Source organism: Vibrio sp. SCSIO 43135, from assembly GCF_023716665.1.
In the GTDB taxonomy this organism is placed as follows: Bacteria; Pseudomonadota; Gammaproteobacteria; order Enterobacterales; family Vibrionaceae; genus Vibrio; species Vibrio paucivorans.
On record NZ_CP071859.1, the window covers coordinates 359413 to 377927 of the forward strand.

Sequence of the window (18515 nt, forward strand, 5' to 3'; positions counted from 1 at the left end):
AGCTCGTTCATTGAACGTGTTTGTGCGATCTTTGTCAATCGTTTATTGGCGAGGAGTGAAAGATTTTGTTAACAAATTTGTGACACTGGTTTGACCTCAAGACTAGAGTCGAATTGCCGTTGGGTTGATTCTCGATTAATGTGGTTGTTTACACCATTGTATGCAAGGAGCCCTTATGTCGATTCAAAGTTTTATTCCCCCACACCGTATTTTAATGGGGCCGGGGCCTTCAGATATTTCACCTCAGGTTCTACAAGCGCTAAGCAGACCGACAGTCGGGCATCTAGACCCGCTGTTTATCCAAATGATGGATGAACTCAAACAGCTACTAAAGTATGCCTTCCAAACGGATAATGATTTTACTATCGCTGTGTCTGCGCCGGGTAGTGCTGGTATGGAAGCGTGTTTCGTTAACTTGATTGAGCCTGGCGACAAGGTCATTGTTTGTCGTAATGGTGTATTTGGTGAACGTATGCGTGAGAATGTGGTGCGCGCTGGTGGTGAAGCGGTGATGGTTGATGACGAATGGGGTGCTCCTGTTAGTGTGGATAAAGTCAAACAGGCACTGAATGACAACCCTGATACTAAGATATTGGCATTTGTGCATGCAGAAACCTCGACAGGTGCGCTTTCTGATGCACAAGCGCTCGGCGCATTAGCCAAGCAGCACGACGTGCTAACCATTGTTGATGCGGTAACGTCATTGGGAGGAGTTCCACTCAAAGTGGATGAGTGGCAGCTCGACGCTGTCTACTCGGGCAGTCAAAAGTGTTTATCGTGTGTTCCAGGCTTATCGCCAGTGACTTTCTCTGCTAAAGCGATAGAGAAAATCCAGTCTAGAACGACACCGGTACAAAGCTGGTTCTTGGATCAAAGTTTAGTATTAGGGTATTGGAGTGGGGAGGGCAAACGTAGCTACCACCACACAGCTCCTGTGAATAGTTTATATGCATTGCATGAGTCTCTAGTGATTCTGCACAATGAAGGGCTAGAGAATGCGTGGGCGAGACACCAAGCTATGCACGATAAGTTGAAAGCTGGGCTCGAAAAAATGGGCTTCAAGTTTGTTGTTCAAGAAGGCAGTCGCTTACCGCAACTGAATGCGATCTATATTCCTGAAGGTATCGATGAAGCTAAGGTTCGCGCAGATTTACTTGAAAACTACAACCTTGAAATCGGTGCGGGACTTGGCGCGCTTGCTGGCAAGGCATGGAGAATTGGTTTAATGGGTTATGGCGCCCGCAATGAAAATGTGTCTTTGTGTTTACGAGCACTTGAAGAGTCACTCAGCGAGCAATAGAGCAATAGCTAGCCAATCAAAAGGGCGATTTACTTTATATAGTTCATCGCCCTTTTTCATTTTATTCTTTTTTCCCAGTGCTTTTCGCTGCATGCGTTTCCTTGGGGGCTGACTTAGCCTTCGAAGGTAGCACGTAGTTTAGTTTGGAAAAGTCTGTATCAGGGAATAAGAACTCAGCCTCGGCTTTAATTTGCTGAGCGCGGCTGTCATCCCCTAACCCTTGATAAGCGAGGATCAAATTGCTGTAGAACGCTGGGCGCGGCTTATGCTTAATTATTTCAAGTGACCAGTTGATATAAGGGATGATCAACTGAGGATCGCCTTTGTACAGCCCTATATTTAGGTACGTGCTGTAGACATCCCAGTCAAACCTATCTTTCCAAACCACTGGGTTGGTGACTTGATTTAAAATATCAGGGTTTTTAGGACGAGACTTTTCAAACTTGGTGAGAATGTAATTGGTGTGCAAAGCACTCAACATGTAAAACGCAGTCAATAGTGGCAGGATAAGTGTTGTCACTCTAAGTGCGCTTTTGCTAAATCGGCTGAACTTTACTTGCTTATAGTTAGCTACGCGCTGGTCTACCCAGAAAAGCAAAATAATGAAAATCAGCCAATGAATAGCCGAATGATAAAATGGGTACTCGAGTTGAGAGTGCAGTACTATTGGAACAAACAGCGAGAACATCGCCAATCGTGTTCCCTTTTTAGCATAGTAGATTCGGGCAAGTACCAGACCAGCAGCCAGTAAAATGCCAAGTACAGGAATCAGCCCTCCTTCAACAGCCCAAAAAAGTAACTCATTATGTGGGTGATCCATCGCTGGAAGCGCAGGTTTGTAATCACTATTTAATTGATGCTGACGAGCGGTATAAAGCACATATTCTGATTCGAAGTTACCGTAGCCATAACCAGTAAATGGTTTCTCTATCACCATATCCAGAGTTTGTGGAAAGGTATAACGACGAGGGCTGTCTAGATCCACTTTGCTGGATACTAGGCCTGCTCCATCTTGGGCTGAAACAGCTAAAAATCCCAAAAGGACTCCAGCCACCGCTGATAATGTCCATCCCCAGAAGCGCTTTTTGGTTGAAAACTTAAACAGATAGGGTAGCAGCAGCCCTGTTCCTACTATCGCCGCCAACCAGCCCGTTCTAGAACCAAGCGCAACCAACAGAGGGACGGTTAGCAACGGCATAATGTAGAGAACAGTAACATCACTAAATTGGTTATATTTGTTTGGTTGTCTGGCAAGTAAATATCCAGATACGACCAAACCTGTAGCTAGAAAACTTGCCATGACATTGGGTTGCTGAAAAATGCCGTAGGGGCGGTTTTTTATGGCGTCGTATCCAAACATATTGCCAGGCTGAAGGAAAAAATACTGGAAGTAGCCAATCAGTGCTTCGATAGCAACAGCAAGTACTATGAACCACAACAAGCGTTGTTTGTGTTTATTACTGAACTGAAATTGCTGCAATACAACAAAGAAAGTAAATCCAGCCCACAAACCGACTAATCGGCCAAGTGGTAGGTGTTGGCCGACATTGAGGTAAATCAACGGTAGCGTCATGAGCAAACAGCTAATCAGTAAACCAATGGTGAGTTTGGAGTAGCGCAATGCTTGGTTGTTTGCGAATTGATAAAGGCCAACAGACAGAGAAACACTAAAGAACAACCAAACGGCAGCGTTGAATGAAAGTGCTAAGCCAGAGCCTCCGGGATTAGGCATAAAGAAGTGCATGGCAGCTAAAAAGATAACAGCCAAAGACGCCATAAATGGCTTGTTCATTGGAACTTCAGGGGCCTTGGGTTCTAGTTGAGTACCGCTTACATGTAATGTCGCCATCGCTCTCACTTCATTATAAAAAGAAACCAGCAATGGATGCTGGTTTCTTCATTTTAACGCTTTTTACTATTTTAACATAGGCTTAAGGAAGCGTGCCGTGTGAGATCCCTCGACCTGAGCAACATCTTCTGGGGTACCTTGAGCAATGATTTCGCCACCACCTTGTCCGCCTTCTGGCCCCAAATCGACTATCCAATCTGCTGTTTTGATCACATCGAGGTTATGCTCAATGACGACCACAGTGTTGCCATGGTCTCGTAGGCGATGCAGTACGGTCAGTAGTTGTTGAATATCGTGGAAGTGCAGGCCGGTAGTAGGCTCATCCAGGATATAAAGCGTTTTCCCTGTATCACGTTTTGACAACTCTCTTGCCAATTTGACTCGCTGGGCTTCACCACCAGAAAGTGTGGTAGCTGCTTGACCCAGTCGAATATACGACAAACCAACATCAACTAAGGTCTTGAGTTTTCTAGCAATGACAGGAACTGGCGCAAAGAAATCGTGAGCATCTTCGACGGTCATCTCTAAGACTTCATCGATCGTTTTACCTTTGTATCGAACTTCAAGTGTTTCGCGGTTATAGCGTTTACCTTTACAGATATCACAAGGTACATACACGTCAGGAAGGAAGTGCATTTCGACTTTAATTACACCATCACCCTGACACGCTTCACATCGTCCTCCACGAACGTTGAAGCTAAATCGACCTGGTTTATAGCCGCGTGAGCGAGATTCTTGAGTACCGGCAAACAGCTCTCGGATTGGTGTAAAGATGCCCGTGTAAGTTGCTGGGTTGGAGCGTGGAGTACGGCCAATTGGGCTTTGATCAATGTCGATCACCTTATCGAAGTGTTCTAGCCCTTTTATTTTCTTGTATGGGGCAGGGACTGCTGTTGTTGCTCCGTTGAGTTGGGTATGAGCAATCTTAAAGAAGGTATCGTTGATCAGCGTCGATTTCCCTGAGCCCGAAACGCCGGTAATACAGCTGAACAAACCAACTGGCAGAGAAAGGGTGACATCTTTTAAGTTGTTTCCTGTTGCGCCTACCAGTTCAACGGTTTTTTTTGCATCCATTGGAGTGCGTTCAGCGGGCACTGAAATTTCTTTGGCACCGCTTAAATATTGCCCGGTTAAAGAGTTCGGATTAGCGATGATTTCATCCATGGTACCTTCTGCTACAACATTACCGCCGTGCACACCTGCTCCTGGGCCAATATCAATCACATGATCAGCGCATCGAATAGCGTCTTCATCATGCTCGACAACCAATACGGTGTTTCCCAAATCGCGAAGATGGGTAAGGGTTTTTAGTAGGCGCTCGTTATCACGTTGATGAAGTCCTATTGAAGGCTCATCAAGGACATACATAACGCCGACTAAGCCTGCACCAATTTGGCTAGCAAGACGAATCCTTTGCGCTTCACCGCCTGATAATGTTTCTGCACTACGCGATAAATTTAGGTAGTTCAAACCAACATTGACTAAGAAATTTAGCCTGTCGTTGATTTCCTTCATTACCTTCTCGGCAATTTGACCGCGCTGACCATCCAACTTTAGAGACTGGAAAAAAGCTAGAGCATCAGCAATGCTGAGTTCAACGATCTCCGGCAGTGTGGTGTCACCGATAAAGACATTTCGTGCTTCAAGGCGCAGGCGAGTGCCTGAACAGCTGGAACAAGATTTTGTTGAGATGTATTTAACTAAATCTTCTCGTACCGCGTTGGATTCAGTATCTCGGTAGCGCCTTTCTAGAGTATTCAAAATCCCTTCAAATGGATGGCGCTTTACGCGAATATCACCTCGGTCATTGATGTATTGGAATTCTACTTCGGTTCGCCCTGAGCCTTTTAAGATGATATCTCGTGTCTTTTTAGGCAGCTTATTGAATGGCGTATTGAGATCAAAGTCGTAGTGCTTAGCCAATGAGGTCAGCATTTGGAAATAGTAATAGCTTTTCTGGTCCCAGCCTCGAATAGCTCCTTCGGCTAAGCTGAGCTTTTCGTCTTGAATAACCCGGTCAGGGTCGAAGTATTGTTGCACGCCCAACCCATCACATGTACCACATGCTCCCGCAGGATTATTAAATGAGAATAAGCGTGGCTCTAACTCTTGCATACTGTAGCCACAGTGTGGACAGGCGAAATTGGCAGAGAAAACAATTTCTTCGCCATCACCATCCATTGGTGACACCACTGCAATACCACCAGACAGTTCCAATGTTGTCTCAAACGATTCGGCTAGACGCTGCTGTAGATCACTACGCACTTTAAATCGATCAACCACGACTTCTATGGTGTGTTTTTTGTGTAGCTCTAAGGTCGGCGGATCGGAAAGATCACAGGTTTCTCCATCGATACGAGCTCGGATAAAGCCTTGCGCTGCAAGGTTCTCTAGAGTTTTAACGTGTTCACCTTTACGCTCTTTGACGATAGGCGCCAGTAGCATCAGTTTCGAACCTTCTGGTAGCTCCAAAACTTTATCGACCATTTGGCTGATAGTTTGCGCTGCCAGTGGTGTTTTGTGTTCTGGACAGCGAGGCTCACCGACTCTTGCGTAAAGTAAACGCAGGTAGTCATAGACTTCAGTGATAGTACCAACAGTAGAGCGTGGGTTGTGCGATGTTGATTTTTGCTCGATAGAGATTGCTGGGGAAAGTCCTTCAATATGATCGACATCAGGCTTTTCCATTAGCGATAAGAATTGACGAGCATAAGCTGACAGTGACTCGACGTAACGACGTTGCCCTTCTGCATATAAAGTGTCGAAAGCCAGAGAAGATTTACCAGAGCCGGATAATCCAGTGACGACAATGAGTTTGTCGCGAGGAATAGTTAGGTTAATGTCTTTAAGATTGTGAGTGCGGGCACCGCGTACTTCTATTTTATCCATCTTCTCTGCTCTATGTAATCGCAAGTGTGCCAAGTATTACATAGTGTGAGAATTGTGCAAAGAAAATACTGGATAAAAAAACAGTAAAATAAAAGCTGCTCGAGAGCAGCTTTCGTATGAAGATATTAGGCGAGAGTCTAATATTAGCTTTCTTTCTGAGTTGCGTGTTTACCTAGCTCAGATTTTTTCTCGTCTTTTAAATACAGATTTTCAAAGCAGTAGTTTGTGGCTTCGATGTAGCCTTCTACGCTACCGCAGTCAAAGCGTTGGCCTTTGAATTTGTATGCCAAAACACAGCCTGACTTCGCTTGCTTTAATAGAGCATCGGTAATCTGGATCTCACCACCTTTACCTGGCTCAGTTTGCTCAATCAGGTCGAAAATATCAGGAGTGAGGATGTATCGGCCAATGATAGCGAGGTTGCTTGGTGCAGTGCCTTGCTCTGGTTTTTCTACCATATCGTCTACACGGTAAAGATCATCTTTGATCATTTCACCAGAGATAACACCGTACTTGTGGGTTTCGTCTTCTGGCACTTCTTGAACGGCAACGATAGAGCAGCGGAACTGCTTATACAGTGCGACCATTTGGGCTAAGACACCTTGTTGCTCATTCACGCACAAGTCATCGGCGAGTACTACTGCGAAAGGTTCATCACCAACCAGTTCTTTACCTGTCAAAATTGCATGGCCTAAGCCTTTCATTTCACGTTGACGAATATAGGTAAAGTTAGCGCTGTCGATAATTTCACGAATATCTACCAGTAACTCTTCTTTATTTGTACCGTTGATTTGGTGTTCAAGTTCGTAGTTTTTATCAAAGTGATCCATGATTGAGTGCTTACCACGCCCAGTCACAATACACATGCCATCCATACCGGCTTGAATTGCTTCTTCTACACCATATTCAATCAATGGTTTGTTAACAACTGGCATCATCTCTTTGGGCATTGATTTGGTAGCAGGTAGAAAGCGAGTACCGTAACCTGCAGCGGGAAAAAGACACTTCTTAATCATGTTAAAACCTATGTAATTCCATATAAAAAAATCCGTCGCCACCATAGCATTCTTTTGATGAATAAATGGTGTACGAACGGTGGAGTTATAGAGTATTTGGCATTTGTAGCAAATTTAAGACGCCAAATTTTGATTTGCCCATGCTATCGCTTGTACTCGGTTTTTAACAGAGAGTTTTTTGAAAATCTGATACAAATGGGATTTTACGGTAAATTCACTGATAAAAAGCCCTTCGGCGATTTGATTGTTCGATGCATTAGTCTGCAAGCAGCGAAGAATTTGCAGCTCCCTAGAGGTTAAATCAACAGTGACCGGAGCTGTATTGCTGTCGACGACGTGGCGATAGTAATGAAGCAGTTGGCTGGTGACTTTTCTTGGCAGCCAATTTTGACCATTGATGATCTCCCCACACCCACGTGCAATATCTACAATTTTATCGTAGCTGTAAAACAGGCCTTTCAAATTACCAAAAGTAATGAGTTCGTCCGTTGTTAGGCGTTTGTTCACATTGAAGATAATGGTCTCATAATTTTTGTCCTGTAAAGGTAAGTTACGTACTTGCTGGCGCAGTTCTTTATGGGTTTGATAATCGATGAGTAATATCTTGTGTTTGTGGCGTGGGTTCGCCTCCATGAGTTCATGGGGTTCAATTTTGGGAAGAGCAATCGCGAGCGCTTCCTCTATACGATTTAGTTCAGGGTAATCTAACCTCTTGTCTCTACATAAGAAATAGATTGTTCTGGTGTAGTCTGCTTTCCTCATAATGCCGTCCTTGCATCGTTATTCTATTAGTTGAGCAACAAAATGAAGCAATTCATTGCAAAGTGCTATTTAATACCAATGATTTGCGCCTAGTTTCATACTTGTAGGTAATCAAGTGATCTATCAGTGCGATAGAGTATTGTGGGCGCTCTAAAAAATTGTTGTGTAAGACGAGTGGACCTAGTGGAGTAAAATACAAAGCGGGAATCCGATTTGTGATGAGTACAAAGCGTGTTATTCTATTGCGCTGTTTAAGCAAGACTCAAAGATTAAGACGGAGCAAAACATGGCAAGCCGTGGAGTAAACAAAGTTATTTTAGTGGGTAACCTAGGTAACGACCCTGAAATTCGTTACATGCCAAGTGGCGGTGCTGTGGCAAATATCACCATTGCGACGTCGGAGTCATGGCGTGATAAAGCGACTGGCGAACAGCGTGAGAAAACGGAATGGCACCGTGTGGCATTATTCGGCAAACTTGCAGAAGTTGCTGGCGAATATCTGCGTAAAGGTTCTCAAGTTTATGTTGAAGGTCAGTTACAAACTCGTAAGTGGCAAGACCAAAGCGGTCAGGACCGTTACACAACAGAAGTCGTTGTTCAAGGTTTTAACGGCGTGATGCAGATGCTAGGTGGTCGTGGTCAAGGTGGAGGTCAACCACAAGGCATGGGCGGTCAACCTCAGCAACAAGGTGGTTGGGGACAGCCTCAGCAACCAGCGATGCAACATCAGCCAGCTCAACAGCATCAACAACCGGCTCAAAAGCAAGCTCCGCAACAAGCGCAGCCACAATACAATGAGCCACCAATGGATTTTGATGACGACATCCCGTTCTAAACTAATAAATGTCAAAAAAAGCCGCGGATTCCGCGGCTTTTTTATATAGTTTGTATATTGTGGTGATTTTATTGTTGCCACGGATTATCACGGTAAATTCTTGAAACATGTTGGAAAAGGAATTCTGATTCGATGAGGTATACCCCTACCTTAAAGCTAAGCACCCGTTTAGTTGCCTTTGTCACGATAATTGTGGTCAGCGCGACATTTATCTTATTTGTCGGCGGCACGCTTACCTTTAAGAGAATTGGTCAAGAATATCTTCATCATTACCTAGACGGTATAGTCGAAGTGGTTGATAAAGAAATGGAAGATCCAGATGCAGCCTATTCAATGCAGCGTTGGATGCCCAAGATGCTGCAAGCTTCCAACATTGTGGAAATGCGACTGTATTCTAATGCCGGCATGATCTATCGCTTTAAAGATACCTCTTCACGTGTAGACGCCACTCGGCTGTATGAAAAAGAATATTCTCTTGAGCGCAATAGTGGCTATCGAATCGTATTTAAAGCCGTTCCTCCCTATCTAGGATATAGCTACTCATTTGAAGCGCTATGGTCAATCACGCTCGCCTTTGCTTTGATCACCTTTTGCTTGGTGAGAGGGGTCAAGTGGCTGAAAGAGCAGCTGTTAGGCTCTGAATTGTTAGAGGAGCGAGGGCGAATGATCTTAGCTGGGCGGGTAGAGCAATATGCGAAAGGTGACTTAAAAGAGTGGCCTTATACCGCCAGTGAAGCGCTGGATGTTTTAATTGAAGAACTCCAAGATGCAAGGCAAGAGCGTAGTCGTTTTGATACCTTCATTCGCACTCAAACTTTCCTCGATAAATTAACTGGTACTGCTAACCGAGTGCTGTTTGACAGCAAGCTTGAATCGGTGCTGCACGAAAGCGGATCACATGGTGGTGTCTTGCTTATTCGGATTGATGATTGGGATGACATCAAAGATTCGAGCAGTTTGAAAGTCGCTAATGACTTCGTGGTCGAAGTCGGTGAAGCTTTATCCAACGTCATTCAACGTTATCCTGATGTGTTGCTCTCTCGCTATTACGAATCAGACTTTGCTGTATTTCTCCCGCATCAAAATAATAAAGAAGTGTCGCATATTGCATCCAGCTGTATGAAGCAGTTGGAGAAGCTAGATCCACCCGCTCCACTAGAGCGGGATAATTGGTGTCATATGGGAGTGACCATGTTCAGGGAAGGTGAACGCCAAGGCAAGATTATGGATGAAGCTGAGACCGCGGTAAAAAGTGCGCAGTTACAAAGGATCAATACTTGGACTAAATTTAATAAGGTAGATGTTGTTCAGGAAGATCGAGGAAGTGTTCGCTGGAGAACTTTATTTGATCAGGTGTTGACGGTCGAGAAGATCAGAATATTCGTTCAGTCATGCTACTTACTTGAAGATGGGAATCTAGATAAGCTTCACCTCGAAACATTCGTACGAATAGATGATCCTGAAAAGGGATTGCTAAAAGCGTCAAGATTTAATGCCGCGATAGAATCTGTCGGATATCAAAATATCGTTGATCGTTCTGTATTTTTGAAAATGGTGCAATATGTGAAGTTGTCCCAAGAAAAAATATGTTATTCTATAAACCTTCATGTTGAACCTTTTGATAGTAAAGAATATTTCAAATGGTTTAGAAATGAATTGTTACAACTGACCTCACAGCAGCGGGCCCGATTAACTATAGAATTCGCTGAGGGACGCCTAGTTAAACACTTAGATTACATGCGGCCAGTCGTCAAAATGTTGACTGGCTTAGGGTGTACGGTCATCGTTGGCCAAGCGGGAAGAACAATAGTTAGTACTCACTATCTAAAAGATTTGAAAGTGGGCTATTTGAAGTTACATCGCAGCCTGATAAAGCGTATCGATCAACGCGATGAAAATCAGTTATTTGTACGAAGTATCTTAGGAGCTTGCAGTGGCAGCAAGACCAAAGTTATTGCTGTTGGAGTTGAAACGAAAGCAGAGAAACAAACTCTCATTGATCTTGGTATACATGGTGTCCAAGGGCGTTTGTTTGAAGCTGAATATGACCTGTTTGAGCAACCGGTAGTCGAGGCTAAGCCAACAGCTACTGTAAGTCAGATTAAGCCAGGGCGACGAAATCGCTGGCGGAAGAAGTAAAGTAAATGGCCAAATGAACATAAAAGCATTCATTGAAAAATTAAAACCAGCCGCAGCCGCAGATACTAGTTTGTATGCGGTTATACAGCCTGACGCAATCTACTTTTCTCAATTTGGCGAAATCCAATTAGAGAGTGTTAAGCTAGAAAACGGTAATTGGCAATCTCTCCTTTTCGATGAACTTAAAAAGCATCATGTTTCAGGTGTTACGCTCAATATTGTTCTTAACTCCAACTTATATCAAACCTATCAATTAGATACGCCAAATCTACCTCAAGAAGAGTGGTCAGTAGGACTGCCTTTCCTGCTAAAAGATCTTGTTACTGAAAAAGTGACAGAGATAGTGGCTGATGCGTTTCATTTACCGGGTAACAATAAAATCCAAGCGCATGTGGTGAAAAAAGCGCTGGTTTTAGAGCTTGTTCAGGGCCTGTCGGCGATGAGCTGTAAGTTAGGCTCTATATTGGTTGAAGATGATGTTTGGGGTAATGCTGGGGAAACACCCCAGAGCTTTCTTCTATTGCAACGTAGTCGGCAGGGTAGCTATAAAATTAGTGCCTACCAAGATGGCAGAAGTGTTTTTCATCGTACGATTCGAAATGTAACCGCACCTTTAACCGGCGTTGCTAGCTCGGTTCTTCAGCTTGACGGTATGGCATTAGAGCTGCAACGTTCGGTGGATTATCTATCCTCTCAGCTCAAAGGAGCACCACTGCACATACTTAAAGTGTGTTGTGATGACGAAGAACAAAGCGAACTTGTTCAAGCGCTTGATGAACGTTTGAACGTAAAGGTGACGCCTTTAATTGAGGAGCCTTTGTTATCGGGTGAGATATTAGCCGCTGCAACACTCGACTTGCCAGATGGAAATATTAACTTATACCCAAGCCACCTTCGCCCTAAGAAAGATTATTTTACTTTCCAGAATGTTGCCGCTTGTTGGGGGATTTCCGCCACACTGCTTCTAGTGACTTCATTTTATTTCCAGTACCAATCTAGCCAGCTCTCAAGTGAATTGAAGGTATATCAGTCGCAGGCAAGCGAACTGAGTGGAGAGAAAGCCAAGTTACAAAAAGAGCTAGGGGCACATTTACCTTCACCAGATAAAGTGGCTGCGATCGCGCGACTCAAATTGGAAATACAGGCTAAGCAAGACTCGCTACAAGCGATTGGTGATTACGATCGTTCTTTACAGCAGGGATATTCCGGTGTGATGTCTTCATTGGCGAAACTGGGGCGTGAAGACATATCTCTCAGTAAAATTTATATCGGTGGCAACCAGCTAGACTTACAAGGATTAGCGCGTGACGCTAAAACAGTGCCGAATTGGATCAATCAGTTTAAGCGAGAACTTGATCTCGTTGGGCGCACTTTCGAAAAATTAAAGATAGGCCGAAATGAAAGCGATGTGGTTACTTTTGAATTATCGACTCGTGGAGATGTGAATCGATGAAGCAAGCTTGGCACCAACTTTGTGAGAAGTTCTCAGCGCTTTCTGAAAGAGAAAAGTGGCTGATTAGCTTATGTGGTTTAGTAGCGGTAGTACTTGGAGTGTTCACTTTGCTTCTTGAGCCAGCGATGCAATCTGTTGCTTCCCAAAAGCAACAAATTCAAGCAAAAAAACTGGAAGCGCAGAATTTACAAGGAGATATCCTCCTCTTAACCGCTAAGCTGAAAAAAGATCCTGATCAGGAAGTAAATACGGAATTGAAGAAGCTGCTCAGTGAAAGCCAGAAGCTATCAAAAGAGCTTTCTTCGGCCGTTGAAGGACTAATTTCACCCACCCAAATGAGTGAATTGCTGGAAAATGTATTGGCCAAAAGTGACAAGCTTCACTTGGTTTCACTTGAATCTTTAGGCGCTGAGTCGATAAGTAAGAACAACAGCACCAATGTTGGATACTTTGTTCACCCGGTTAGGATTGAATTAACAGGCAGGTACTTTGATATTTTGGAGTACCTCAAAGCGCTAGAGAGCCTACCATTAAAATACTACTGGCGTAGTTTCCAGTACCAAGTCGAGGAGTATCCTCAGGCTAGGCTTATTATGGAAGTGTATACATTAGGCGCACGTAAGGAGTTTATAGGTGGTTAGATATTTCGCCTTCGTATTAGCACTACTTGCACCTTTGGGGTATGCGTCCCAGGACCCTACAGCGCCACTGGGCTGGGAAAAACCTAACTCAACACAGCCTTCGGCGAAGAAGAAAGTGGTGTATCGACTACCAACTTTGAACAGTATTGTTTGTGTGAAACGTGACTCATGTTACGCGACATTGAACAATACTGTGGTGGAAAGTGGCGATAGAGTGAATGGTTATCAAGTTACTCGTATTACCGATGAAGTTGTCACAGTTGCTCGCGACAGTAAGCAATGGAATTTAGAACTTTTCTCGTTAGATATTAAAAATTAGGGTATTAGCAACTCATGCGTAAAATTGTATTGGCTATCACCATCGCCTCGCTAGCAGGTTGTTCTATGGGGCACCGTGATCCTGTAGAAGCGAAAGCAGCGTTAAATGAAGCGATTAACGAGACCAACAGCCGTAACTTACAAGAGTTACCGCCTTCTGTTGAAGCTGACCTTATGCCAGACATTGATGGTGTAAGCTTAAGTTCTACTCAAACCGTTAAGCGTTTTCGTATCCGGGCAGACGATGTAGATGCACGAGCCTTCTTTACTAGCTTAGTGAAAGGCACGGAGTTTAGTGTCGCCATTCATCCATCAGTACAAGGGCGTATCACAGTCAATTTGACCGATGTTACCTTGGATGAAGTGTTATCCGTTGTGCAAGATATGTACGGATATGATGTCGAGCGTAAAGGTAAAGTTATCCAAGTTTACCCTGCCGGGTTACGTACTGTGACGATTCCTGTCGACTATCTACAGCTTAAGCGCAGTGGGCGCTCACTCACTGCAATTACCACTGGCACTATTACCAATACGGATGACTCTTCAAATAATTCGTCATCTTCATCCAGCTCTTCTTCGAGTTCCTCTTCTAATAGCTCGTCAAACAGCTCCACGACTTCCAGAGGTGGTACTGAAATAGAGACCGTCAGCGAAAGTGATTTCTGGCCTCAATTGCAGACTGCTGTATCGCAGTTGGTGGGCCAAGGTGATGGGCGTAGTGTAGTCGTGACTCCTCAAGCAAGTGTAATTACGGTGCGTGCATATCCGAATGAAATTCGAGAAGTGAGAAACTTCTTGGGTATTTCTCAAGAAAGGCTACAGCGTCAGGTTGTCCTTGAGGCCAAAATTCTGGAAGTTACCCTAAGTGATGGCTATCAACAGGGGATTAATTGGTCCAATATTTCCATGGGAGATGGAAAAGTGGTCATTGACCGTTTGGGTGATACGACCTCGACCCTGCCAGGTTTAGATGCCATCGGGAGTTTATTGAATGGGCAGACGAACGTGACCATTTCCGATGGTAGTTTTAGTGCCGTGTTGAGCTTTATGGATACTCAAGGGGATTTGAATGTGCTGTCTAGCCCAAGAGTAACCGCGGCTAACAACCAAAAAGCGGTAATAAAAGTCGGTACTGATGAGTATTACGTAACAGATTTTTCTAGCGTTGTTGGCTCTGGTGATAACTCAGAACCTGCTCCTGATTTTGAACTGACACCTTTCTTCTCTGGCATTTCATTGGATGTAACACCTCAAATTGATGATGAGGGCAATGTCTTGCTGCATGTGCACCCTGCGGTCATCGAAGTTGAAGAGCAGATGAAAGAGATACGCTATGGCAGTGAAACCGATGTGATCACTCTACCGCTCGCACAAAGTTCAATCCGAGAATCAGATTCGGTTATCCGAGCTCGCGATGGCGATGTTGTGGTGATTGGCGGTTTGATGAAGTCGAGCACTTATGAGCAAGTGTCAAAAGTCCCGTTCTTTGGTGATATCCCTGCGCTTGGCCACTTATTCCGCAACACCACTGAACTAACTCAAAAAACAGAACTGGTTATTCTACTGAAGCCAACGGTTGTTGGGGTTAACACCTGGCAAAAAGAACTCGGCCGTTCACGTGATTTACTCCAAGAGTGGTTCCCTGAAGAAGAGTCTCAATAAGCTTTATGTACATAGAGCACTTTGGTTTTGATGGCTATCCATTTCATTTAACCCCAAATACCAGTTTATTTTTGGGGTTAGAGCCACACTATGAGGCAATTCAAACTGTCATCGCCGCGCTTGATATGGGCGAAGGTGTTATCAAAGTGACAGGTGAGGTTGGCGCTGGCAAAACGATGGTGTGTCGTATGCTGATCAATCAACTGAAACAAGACATTCAACTCGTTTATCTGCCCAACCCAGCCCTTTCTGGGCATGAGCTTCGCCAGTCCGTTGCTCGTGAGTTAGGTGTTGAAGTGCTCGATAGCACTTCCATTGTGGATGATATTCAAAGCCAACTGATTGCTCTGTCGCAAGCGGGTAAGAAAGTGGTTGTGATTGTAGATGAGGCTCAAGCGTTATCGGATGAAGCATTAGAAGTGCTTAGGTTGTTCGGCAACCTAGAAACAGAGCAAGCAAAGCTATTACATATCGTTTTGTTTGGTCAACCAGAGCTTGATGAGCGCCTAGAGCAACACCACCTAAGGCAATTTCGTCAGCGAATTACATTTAATGCCAAACTTCGTGCTCTGACGGTAGCGGAATGTGTGACTTACATTGATAGCCGACTGCATAAAAGTGCATGTCAAGTTAGCCTTTTCACGCTCAGCCAAAAAAAAGCCATCTGGCGTGCTAGCTTAGGCAACCCACGCTTAATCAATCAAATCTGTCACAAATCTTTGATTGCAGCGTTTAGTGCGCAAGCAAAAAACATCAACAACAACCATATTTATAGTGCAATTCACGACACTTTTGACTGTAGCAAACCCAAGTTTAAATCCCCGGTATTATGGGGTTGGAGTGATTAATGAGTGCGATAAATCAGGCGCTTTCTAAATTGGCGAATAAAGACAGTGAAGCCGCGGCAAGTATTGAAAAGGCGCAAGTGGCTAACATCAAGCAACGTTCAGTTTTGCCTTGGATCGTTGTTGGCTTTGCACTGAGCTTAGCTATGGGAGGTTGGGCGGTTTCACAGCAGGCCGAACAGGTTGTGGTTACTTCTGTTGATCTTGCTTCCTCGCAGGTCGTCACACCAAACGAAGTGACTACTCAGGTCACTCTGACAGACTCACCAACGTCGAAAATGATCACTGAACCGAGTGCGACGATTTTTACGCCTGAAGTAGTTAAGCCGGTTAAGCAAGCACCGACTAAAACGGATATTGTCGTTCAGCCAAAGTCGATTGCAGTTAAGAGTAATGAACTTCCAAAGGCTGAACCTCAAAAGTCGATATTAGTGGCTAAAGTATCGAGTCAGCAGCCGTCGTCGAATATGATTGTGGAACAAGTCGAACTCACTCCAAAGCAACTCGCTGCCAAGGCGCTAGAAAGAGCTAAAAAAGCCGTTGATAGCAATAATATTGATGAAGCGCTTCGCAATTACACCGAAGCGCTTCGCTATACTCCGTATGATGAAAATGCCCGCCAGCGTCTTGCTGCCTTGTATTACGGTAAAGGCAACGCACGCAAAGCATTCGATATTTTACAAACGGGCATTAAGCTCAACGAAGATGGGGAAACCTTACGTATTGCGCTGAGCAAAATGCTGGTGAAAGAGAGCCAGCAAGAAGCCGCTCTAACACCGCTGGTTCATTTACCAGATCACCCAAGCCTAGAGTATTTGTCTTTAAGAGCCGCGCTTGCCCAGCGTGCAAAGCAGGATGCAATTGCCCTAGAAACTTATCAGCAGTTGGTTTTGATCCAAGAAGACAATGCACGCTGGTGGTTAGGGCTTGCCATTCAACAAGAAAGAAATTTGGAAATGTCTCAGGCTAAAACCTCCTACCAGCAAGCATTGAGTAATGTAGGTTTATCGCGTCAGTCGCAAACTTTTGCCCAAGACCGTTTGAAACTTCTTCAGTCTTTAGAGGATACCAGTAGTGCAAATTAAACTTCGTAAACGCCTCGGGGACTTATTGGTTGAAGAGGGTATTATTACTGAAGCTCAGGTCGAGCAAGCCCTAGGTGCTCAGAAGAGCACTGGGCGAAAGCTCGGTGCGACTCTCATTGAGTTAGGTTTCTTATCTGAGCATCAGATGCTGAGCTTTCTTTCTCAGCAGCTTTCTCTACCGCTTATTGATCTTGGCCGTGCAGCTATTGACGTCGATGCGGTCCAAATACTCCCTGAAGTACATGCTCGTCGATTGAGAGCGTTAGTCATCGGCCGCAATGGTGACACGTTACGTATTGCAATGAGTGATCCTGCGGATCTATTTGCTCAAGAAGCATTATTAAGCCAGTTGCCACAATATGGCCTTGAATTTGTCATCGCACCAGAAAAGCAGTTGGTCGATGGGTTTGATCGTTACTATCGCCGCACTAAAGAAATCGCTTCATTTGCTGAGCAGTTGCAAGCAGAGCACCAAGTGAATGACGCGTTTGAATTGACTGCAACGGAAGAAGACAGCGACGAAGTCACGGTTGTAAAACTGATCAATTCTTTGTTTGAAGATGCTATTCAAGTCGGTGCGTCTGATATTCATATTGAGCCGGATGCCAACGTTCTGCGCTTGCGCCAACGTATTGATGGTGTCTTGCATGAAACCTTACTGAATGAAGTTAATATCGCCTCAGCCCTTGTTCTGCGTCTCAAACTCATGGCTAATTTGGATATCTCTGAAAAACGTTTACCACAAGATGGGCGTTTTAATATCCGAGCTAAAGGGCAGTCGGTTGATATTCGTATGTCGACTATGCCAGTTCAGTTTGGTGAATCTGTGGTAATGCGTTTGCTTAACCAGTCTTCAGGTATTCGTAAACTTGAAGAATCCGGCATACCGGACGACTTACTTGTGAAGCTCCGCCGTCAGTTAAGACGCCCACATGGGATGATTCTGGTCACCGGTCCAACAGGTTCGGGTAAAACTACCACTCTTTATGGTGCGTTGAGTGAATTGAACTCCCCAGGTAAAAAAATCATTACTGCTGAGGATCCGGTTGAGTACCGCCTACCACGTGTTAACCAAGTACAGGTTAATCCAAAGATCAACTTGGACTTTTCTAGCGTTTTAAGAACTTTCCTACGTCAAGATCCGGATATCATTCTTGTCGGTGAGATGCGAGATCAGGAAACTGTAGAGATTGGGCTACGGGCGGCATTAACTGGTCACTTAGTGCTGAGTACTTTGCATACTAACGATGCGGTAGACAGTGCGCTTCGTATGATGGACATGGGGGCGCCGGGTTATCTTGTTGCAAGTGCCGTCCGAGCGGTAGTGGCACAGCGTTTAGTGCGTAAAGTGTGCCCAGACTGTAAGACAAGCGACAATATTGATGATGCACGTAAGCAGTGGTTATCGGTACGTTTCCCAAACCAAACGGAGTCTGGTTTTGTGAAGGGTAGTGGTTGTCAAAACTGCAACTTAACCGGTTACAGAGGGCGTATCGGTGTGTTCGAGATGCTTGAATTAGAGCATGACATGATGGACGCATTACGGGCCAATGACGCGGTAGGGTTTGCTGAAGCAGCCCGTAACTGTAAAGACTATAAACCGTTATTGGCTTCTGCTATGGAGCTGGCTCTTCAGGGGGTTGTGAGTCTTGATGAAGTTATGAACCTTGGAGAAGGGGATTCGTCTGGCATAAGCCAAGCGATTCTGATGTAGGGACTGT

Annotated in this window: 14 protein-coding genes; 10 read left to right on the top strand and 4 right to left on the bottom strand. The window is 44.6% G+C overall.

The features are described 5' to 3' along the window. Nucleotides 1-175 precede the first annotated feature (175 nt). Nucleotides 176-1300, top strand: a complete 1125-nt coding sequence (locus J4N42_RS01780) for a pyridoxal-phosphate-dependent aminotransferase family protein (RefSeq protein ID WP_252029274.1) — start codon at nt 176-178, stop codon at nt 1298-1300. A gap of 61 nt (nt 1301-1361) precedes the next feature. Here J4N42_RS01780 and J4N42_RS01785 read toward each other — a convergent pair whose 3' ends face one another. The 4 genes from J4N42_RS01785 to J4N42_RS01800 all read right to left on the bottom strand — a co-directional run bounded on the left by J4N42_RS01785 (nt 1362) and on the right by J4N42_RS01800 (nt 7816). Beyond that, nucleotides 1362-3149, bottom strand: a complete 1788-nt coding sequence (locus tag J4N42_RS01785) for a PglL family O-oligosaccharyltransferase (protein WP_286036658.1) — start codon at nt 3147-3149, stop codon at nt 1362-1364. Nucleotides 3150-3215: 66 nt separating this feature from the next. Further along, nucleotides 3216-6038, bottom strand: coding sequence for an excinuclease ABC subunit UvrA (uvrA, locus tag J4N42_RS01790; protein WP_252029275.1), 2823 nt, complete (start codon nt 6036-6038; stop codon nt 3216-3218). A gap of 143 nt (nt 6039-6181) precedes the next feature. Beyond that, the gene (gene galU / locus J4N42_RS01795; protein WP_252029277.1) at nt 6182-7054 is read right to left on the bottom strand and encodes a UTP--glucose-1-phosphate uridylyltransferase GalU; all 873 of its coding nucleotides are present in this window, start codon (nt 7052-7054) and stop codon (nt 6182-6184) included. A 114-nt stretch (nt 7055-7168) separates the two neighbouring features. After that, nucleotides 7169-7816, bottom strand: a complete 648-nt coding sequence (locus J4N42_RS01800; protein WP_252029279.1) for a LuxR C-terminal-related transcriptional regulator — start codon at nt 7814-7816, stop codon at nt 7169-7171. Between the two features lie 286 nt (nt 7817-8102). On the opposite strand from J4N42_RS01800, the gene J4N42_RS01805 reads away from it, so the two are divergent. The 9 genes from J4N42_RS01805 (at nt 8103) to mshE (ending at nt 18508) form a co-directional block, all read left to right on the top strand. Continuing rightward, nucleotides 8103-8651 (top strand): single-stranded DNA-binding protein, encoded by a 549-nt coding sequence (locus J4N42_RS01805; RefSeq protein ID WP_252029281.1) that lies wholly within the window; start codon nt 8103-8105, stop codon nt 8649-8651. 132 nt (nt 8652-8783) lie between these two features. Beyond that, entirely contained in the window at nt 8784-10790 is a 2007-nt protein-coding gene (csrD, locus tag J4N42_RS01810) for an RNase E specificity factor CsrD (RefSeq protein ID WP_252029283.1), read from the top strand. A 13-nt stretch (nt 10791-10803) separates the two neighbouring features. Further along, nucleotides 10804-12243 (top strand): type IV pilus biogenesis protein PilM, encoded by a 1440-nt coding sequence (locus tag J4N42_RS01815; RefSeq protein WP_252029285.1) that lies wholly within the window; start codon nt 10804-10806, stop codon nt 12241-12243. Beyond that, nucleotides 12240-12884, top strand: a complete 645-nt coding sequence (locus J4N42_RS01820) for a type II secretion system protein M (protein WP_252029287.1) — start codon at nt 12240-12242, stop codon at nt 12882-12884. Before J4N42_RS01815 ends, J4N42_RS01820 begins: the two co-directional genes overlap by 4 nt. Continuing rightward, the gene (locus tag J4N42_RS01825) at nt 12877-13203 is read left to right on the top strand and encodes an MSHA biogenesis protein MshK (RefSeq protein ID WP_252029289.1); all 327 of its coding nucleotides are present in this window, start codon (nt 12877-12879) and stop codon (nt 13201-13203) included. The genes J4N42_RS01820 and J4N42_RS01825 overlap by 8 nt, the downstream gene beginning before the upstream one ends. Nucleotides 13204-13217: 14 nt before the next feature. Further along, on the top strand, nt 13218-14864 hold the full coding sequence (gene mshL, locus J4N42_RS01830) for a pilus (MSHA type) biogenesis protein MshL (protein ID WP_252029291.1): 1647 nt from the start codon (nt 13218-13220) through the stop codon (nt 14862-14864). Between the two features lie 5 nt (nt 14865-14869). Further along, nucleotides 14870-15712 carry an ExeA family protein gene (locus J4N42_RS01835; protein ID WP_252029293.1) on the top strand — a complete coding sequence of 281 codons (843 nt, stop codon included), beginning with the start codon at nt 14870-14872 and terminating at the stop codon, nt 15710-15712. Continuing rightward, nucleotides 15712-16794, top strand: coding sequence for a tetratricopeptide repeat protein (locus J4N42_RS01840; protein ID WP_252029295.1), 1083 nt, complete (start codon nt 15712-15714; stop codon nt 16792-16794). Before J4N42_RS01835 ends, J4N42_RS01840 begins: the two co-directional genes overlap by 1 nt. Next, nucleotides 16784-18508, top strand: a complete 1725-nt coding sequence (gene mshE, locus J4N42_RS01845; RefSeq protein WP_252029297.1) for an MSHA fimbrial ATPase MshE — start codon at nt 16784-16786, stop codon at nt 18506-18508. Before J4N42_RS01840 ends, mshE begins: the two co-directional genes overlap by 11 nt. Nucleotides 18509-18515: the final 7 nt, after the last annotated feature.

What these genes read in the sequence shown, in the direction of transcription:
- J4N42_RS01780 (WP_252029274.1), top strand. Translation starts at nt 176, where the DNA reads ATGTCGATTCAAAGTTTTATTCCCCCACACCGTATTTTAATGGGGCCG.
- J4N42_RS01785 (WP_286036658.1), bottom strand. Translation starts at nt 3,149, where the DNA reads ATGGCGACATTACATGTAAGCGGTACTCAACTAGAACCCAAGGCCCCT.
- uvrA (WP_252029275.1), bottom strand. Translation starts at nt 6,038, where the DNA reads ATGGATAAAATAGAAGTACGCGGTGCCCGCACTCACAATCTTAAAGAC.
- galU (WP_252029277.1), bottom strand. Translation starts at nt 7,054, where the DNA reads ATGATTAAGAAGTGTCTTTTTCCCGCTGCAGGTTACGGTACTCGCTTT.
- J4N42_RS01800 (WP_252029279.1), bottom strand. Translation starts at nt 7,816, where the DNA reads ATGAGGAAAGCAGACTACACCAGAACAATCTATTTCTTATGTAGAGAC.
- J4N42_RS01805 (WP_252029281.1), top strand. Translation starts at nt 8,103, where the DNA reads ATGGCAAGCCGTGGAGTAAACAAAGTTATTTTAGTGGGTAACCTAGGT.
- csrD (WP_252029283.1), top strand. Translation starts at nt 8,784, where the DNA reads ATGAGGTATACCCCTACCTTAAAGCTAAGCACCCGTTTAGTTGCCTTT.
- J4N42_RS01815 (WP_252029285.1), top strand. Translation starts at nt 10,804, where the DNA reads ATGAACATAAAAGCATTCATTGAAAAATTAAAACCAGCCGCAGCCGCA.
- J4N42_RS01820 (WP_252029287.1), top strand. Translation starts at nt 12,240, where the DNA reads ATGAAGCAAGCTTGGCACCAACTTTGTGAGAAGTTCTCAGCGCTTTCT.
- mshL (WP_252029291.1), top strand. Translation starts at nt 13,218, where the DNA reads ATGCGTAAAATTGTATTGGCTATCACCATCGCCTCGCTAGCAGGTTGT.
- J4N42_RS01835 (WP_252029293.1), top strand. Translation starts at nt 14,870, where the DNA reads ATGTACATAGAGCACTTTGGTTTTGATGGCTATCCATTTCATTTAACC.
- J4N42_RS01840 (WP_252029295.1), top strand. Translation starts at nt 15,712, where the DNA reads ATGAGTGCGATAAATCAGGCGCTTTCTAAATTGGCGAATAAAGACAGT.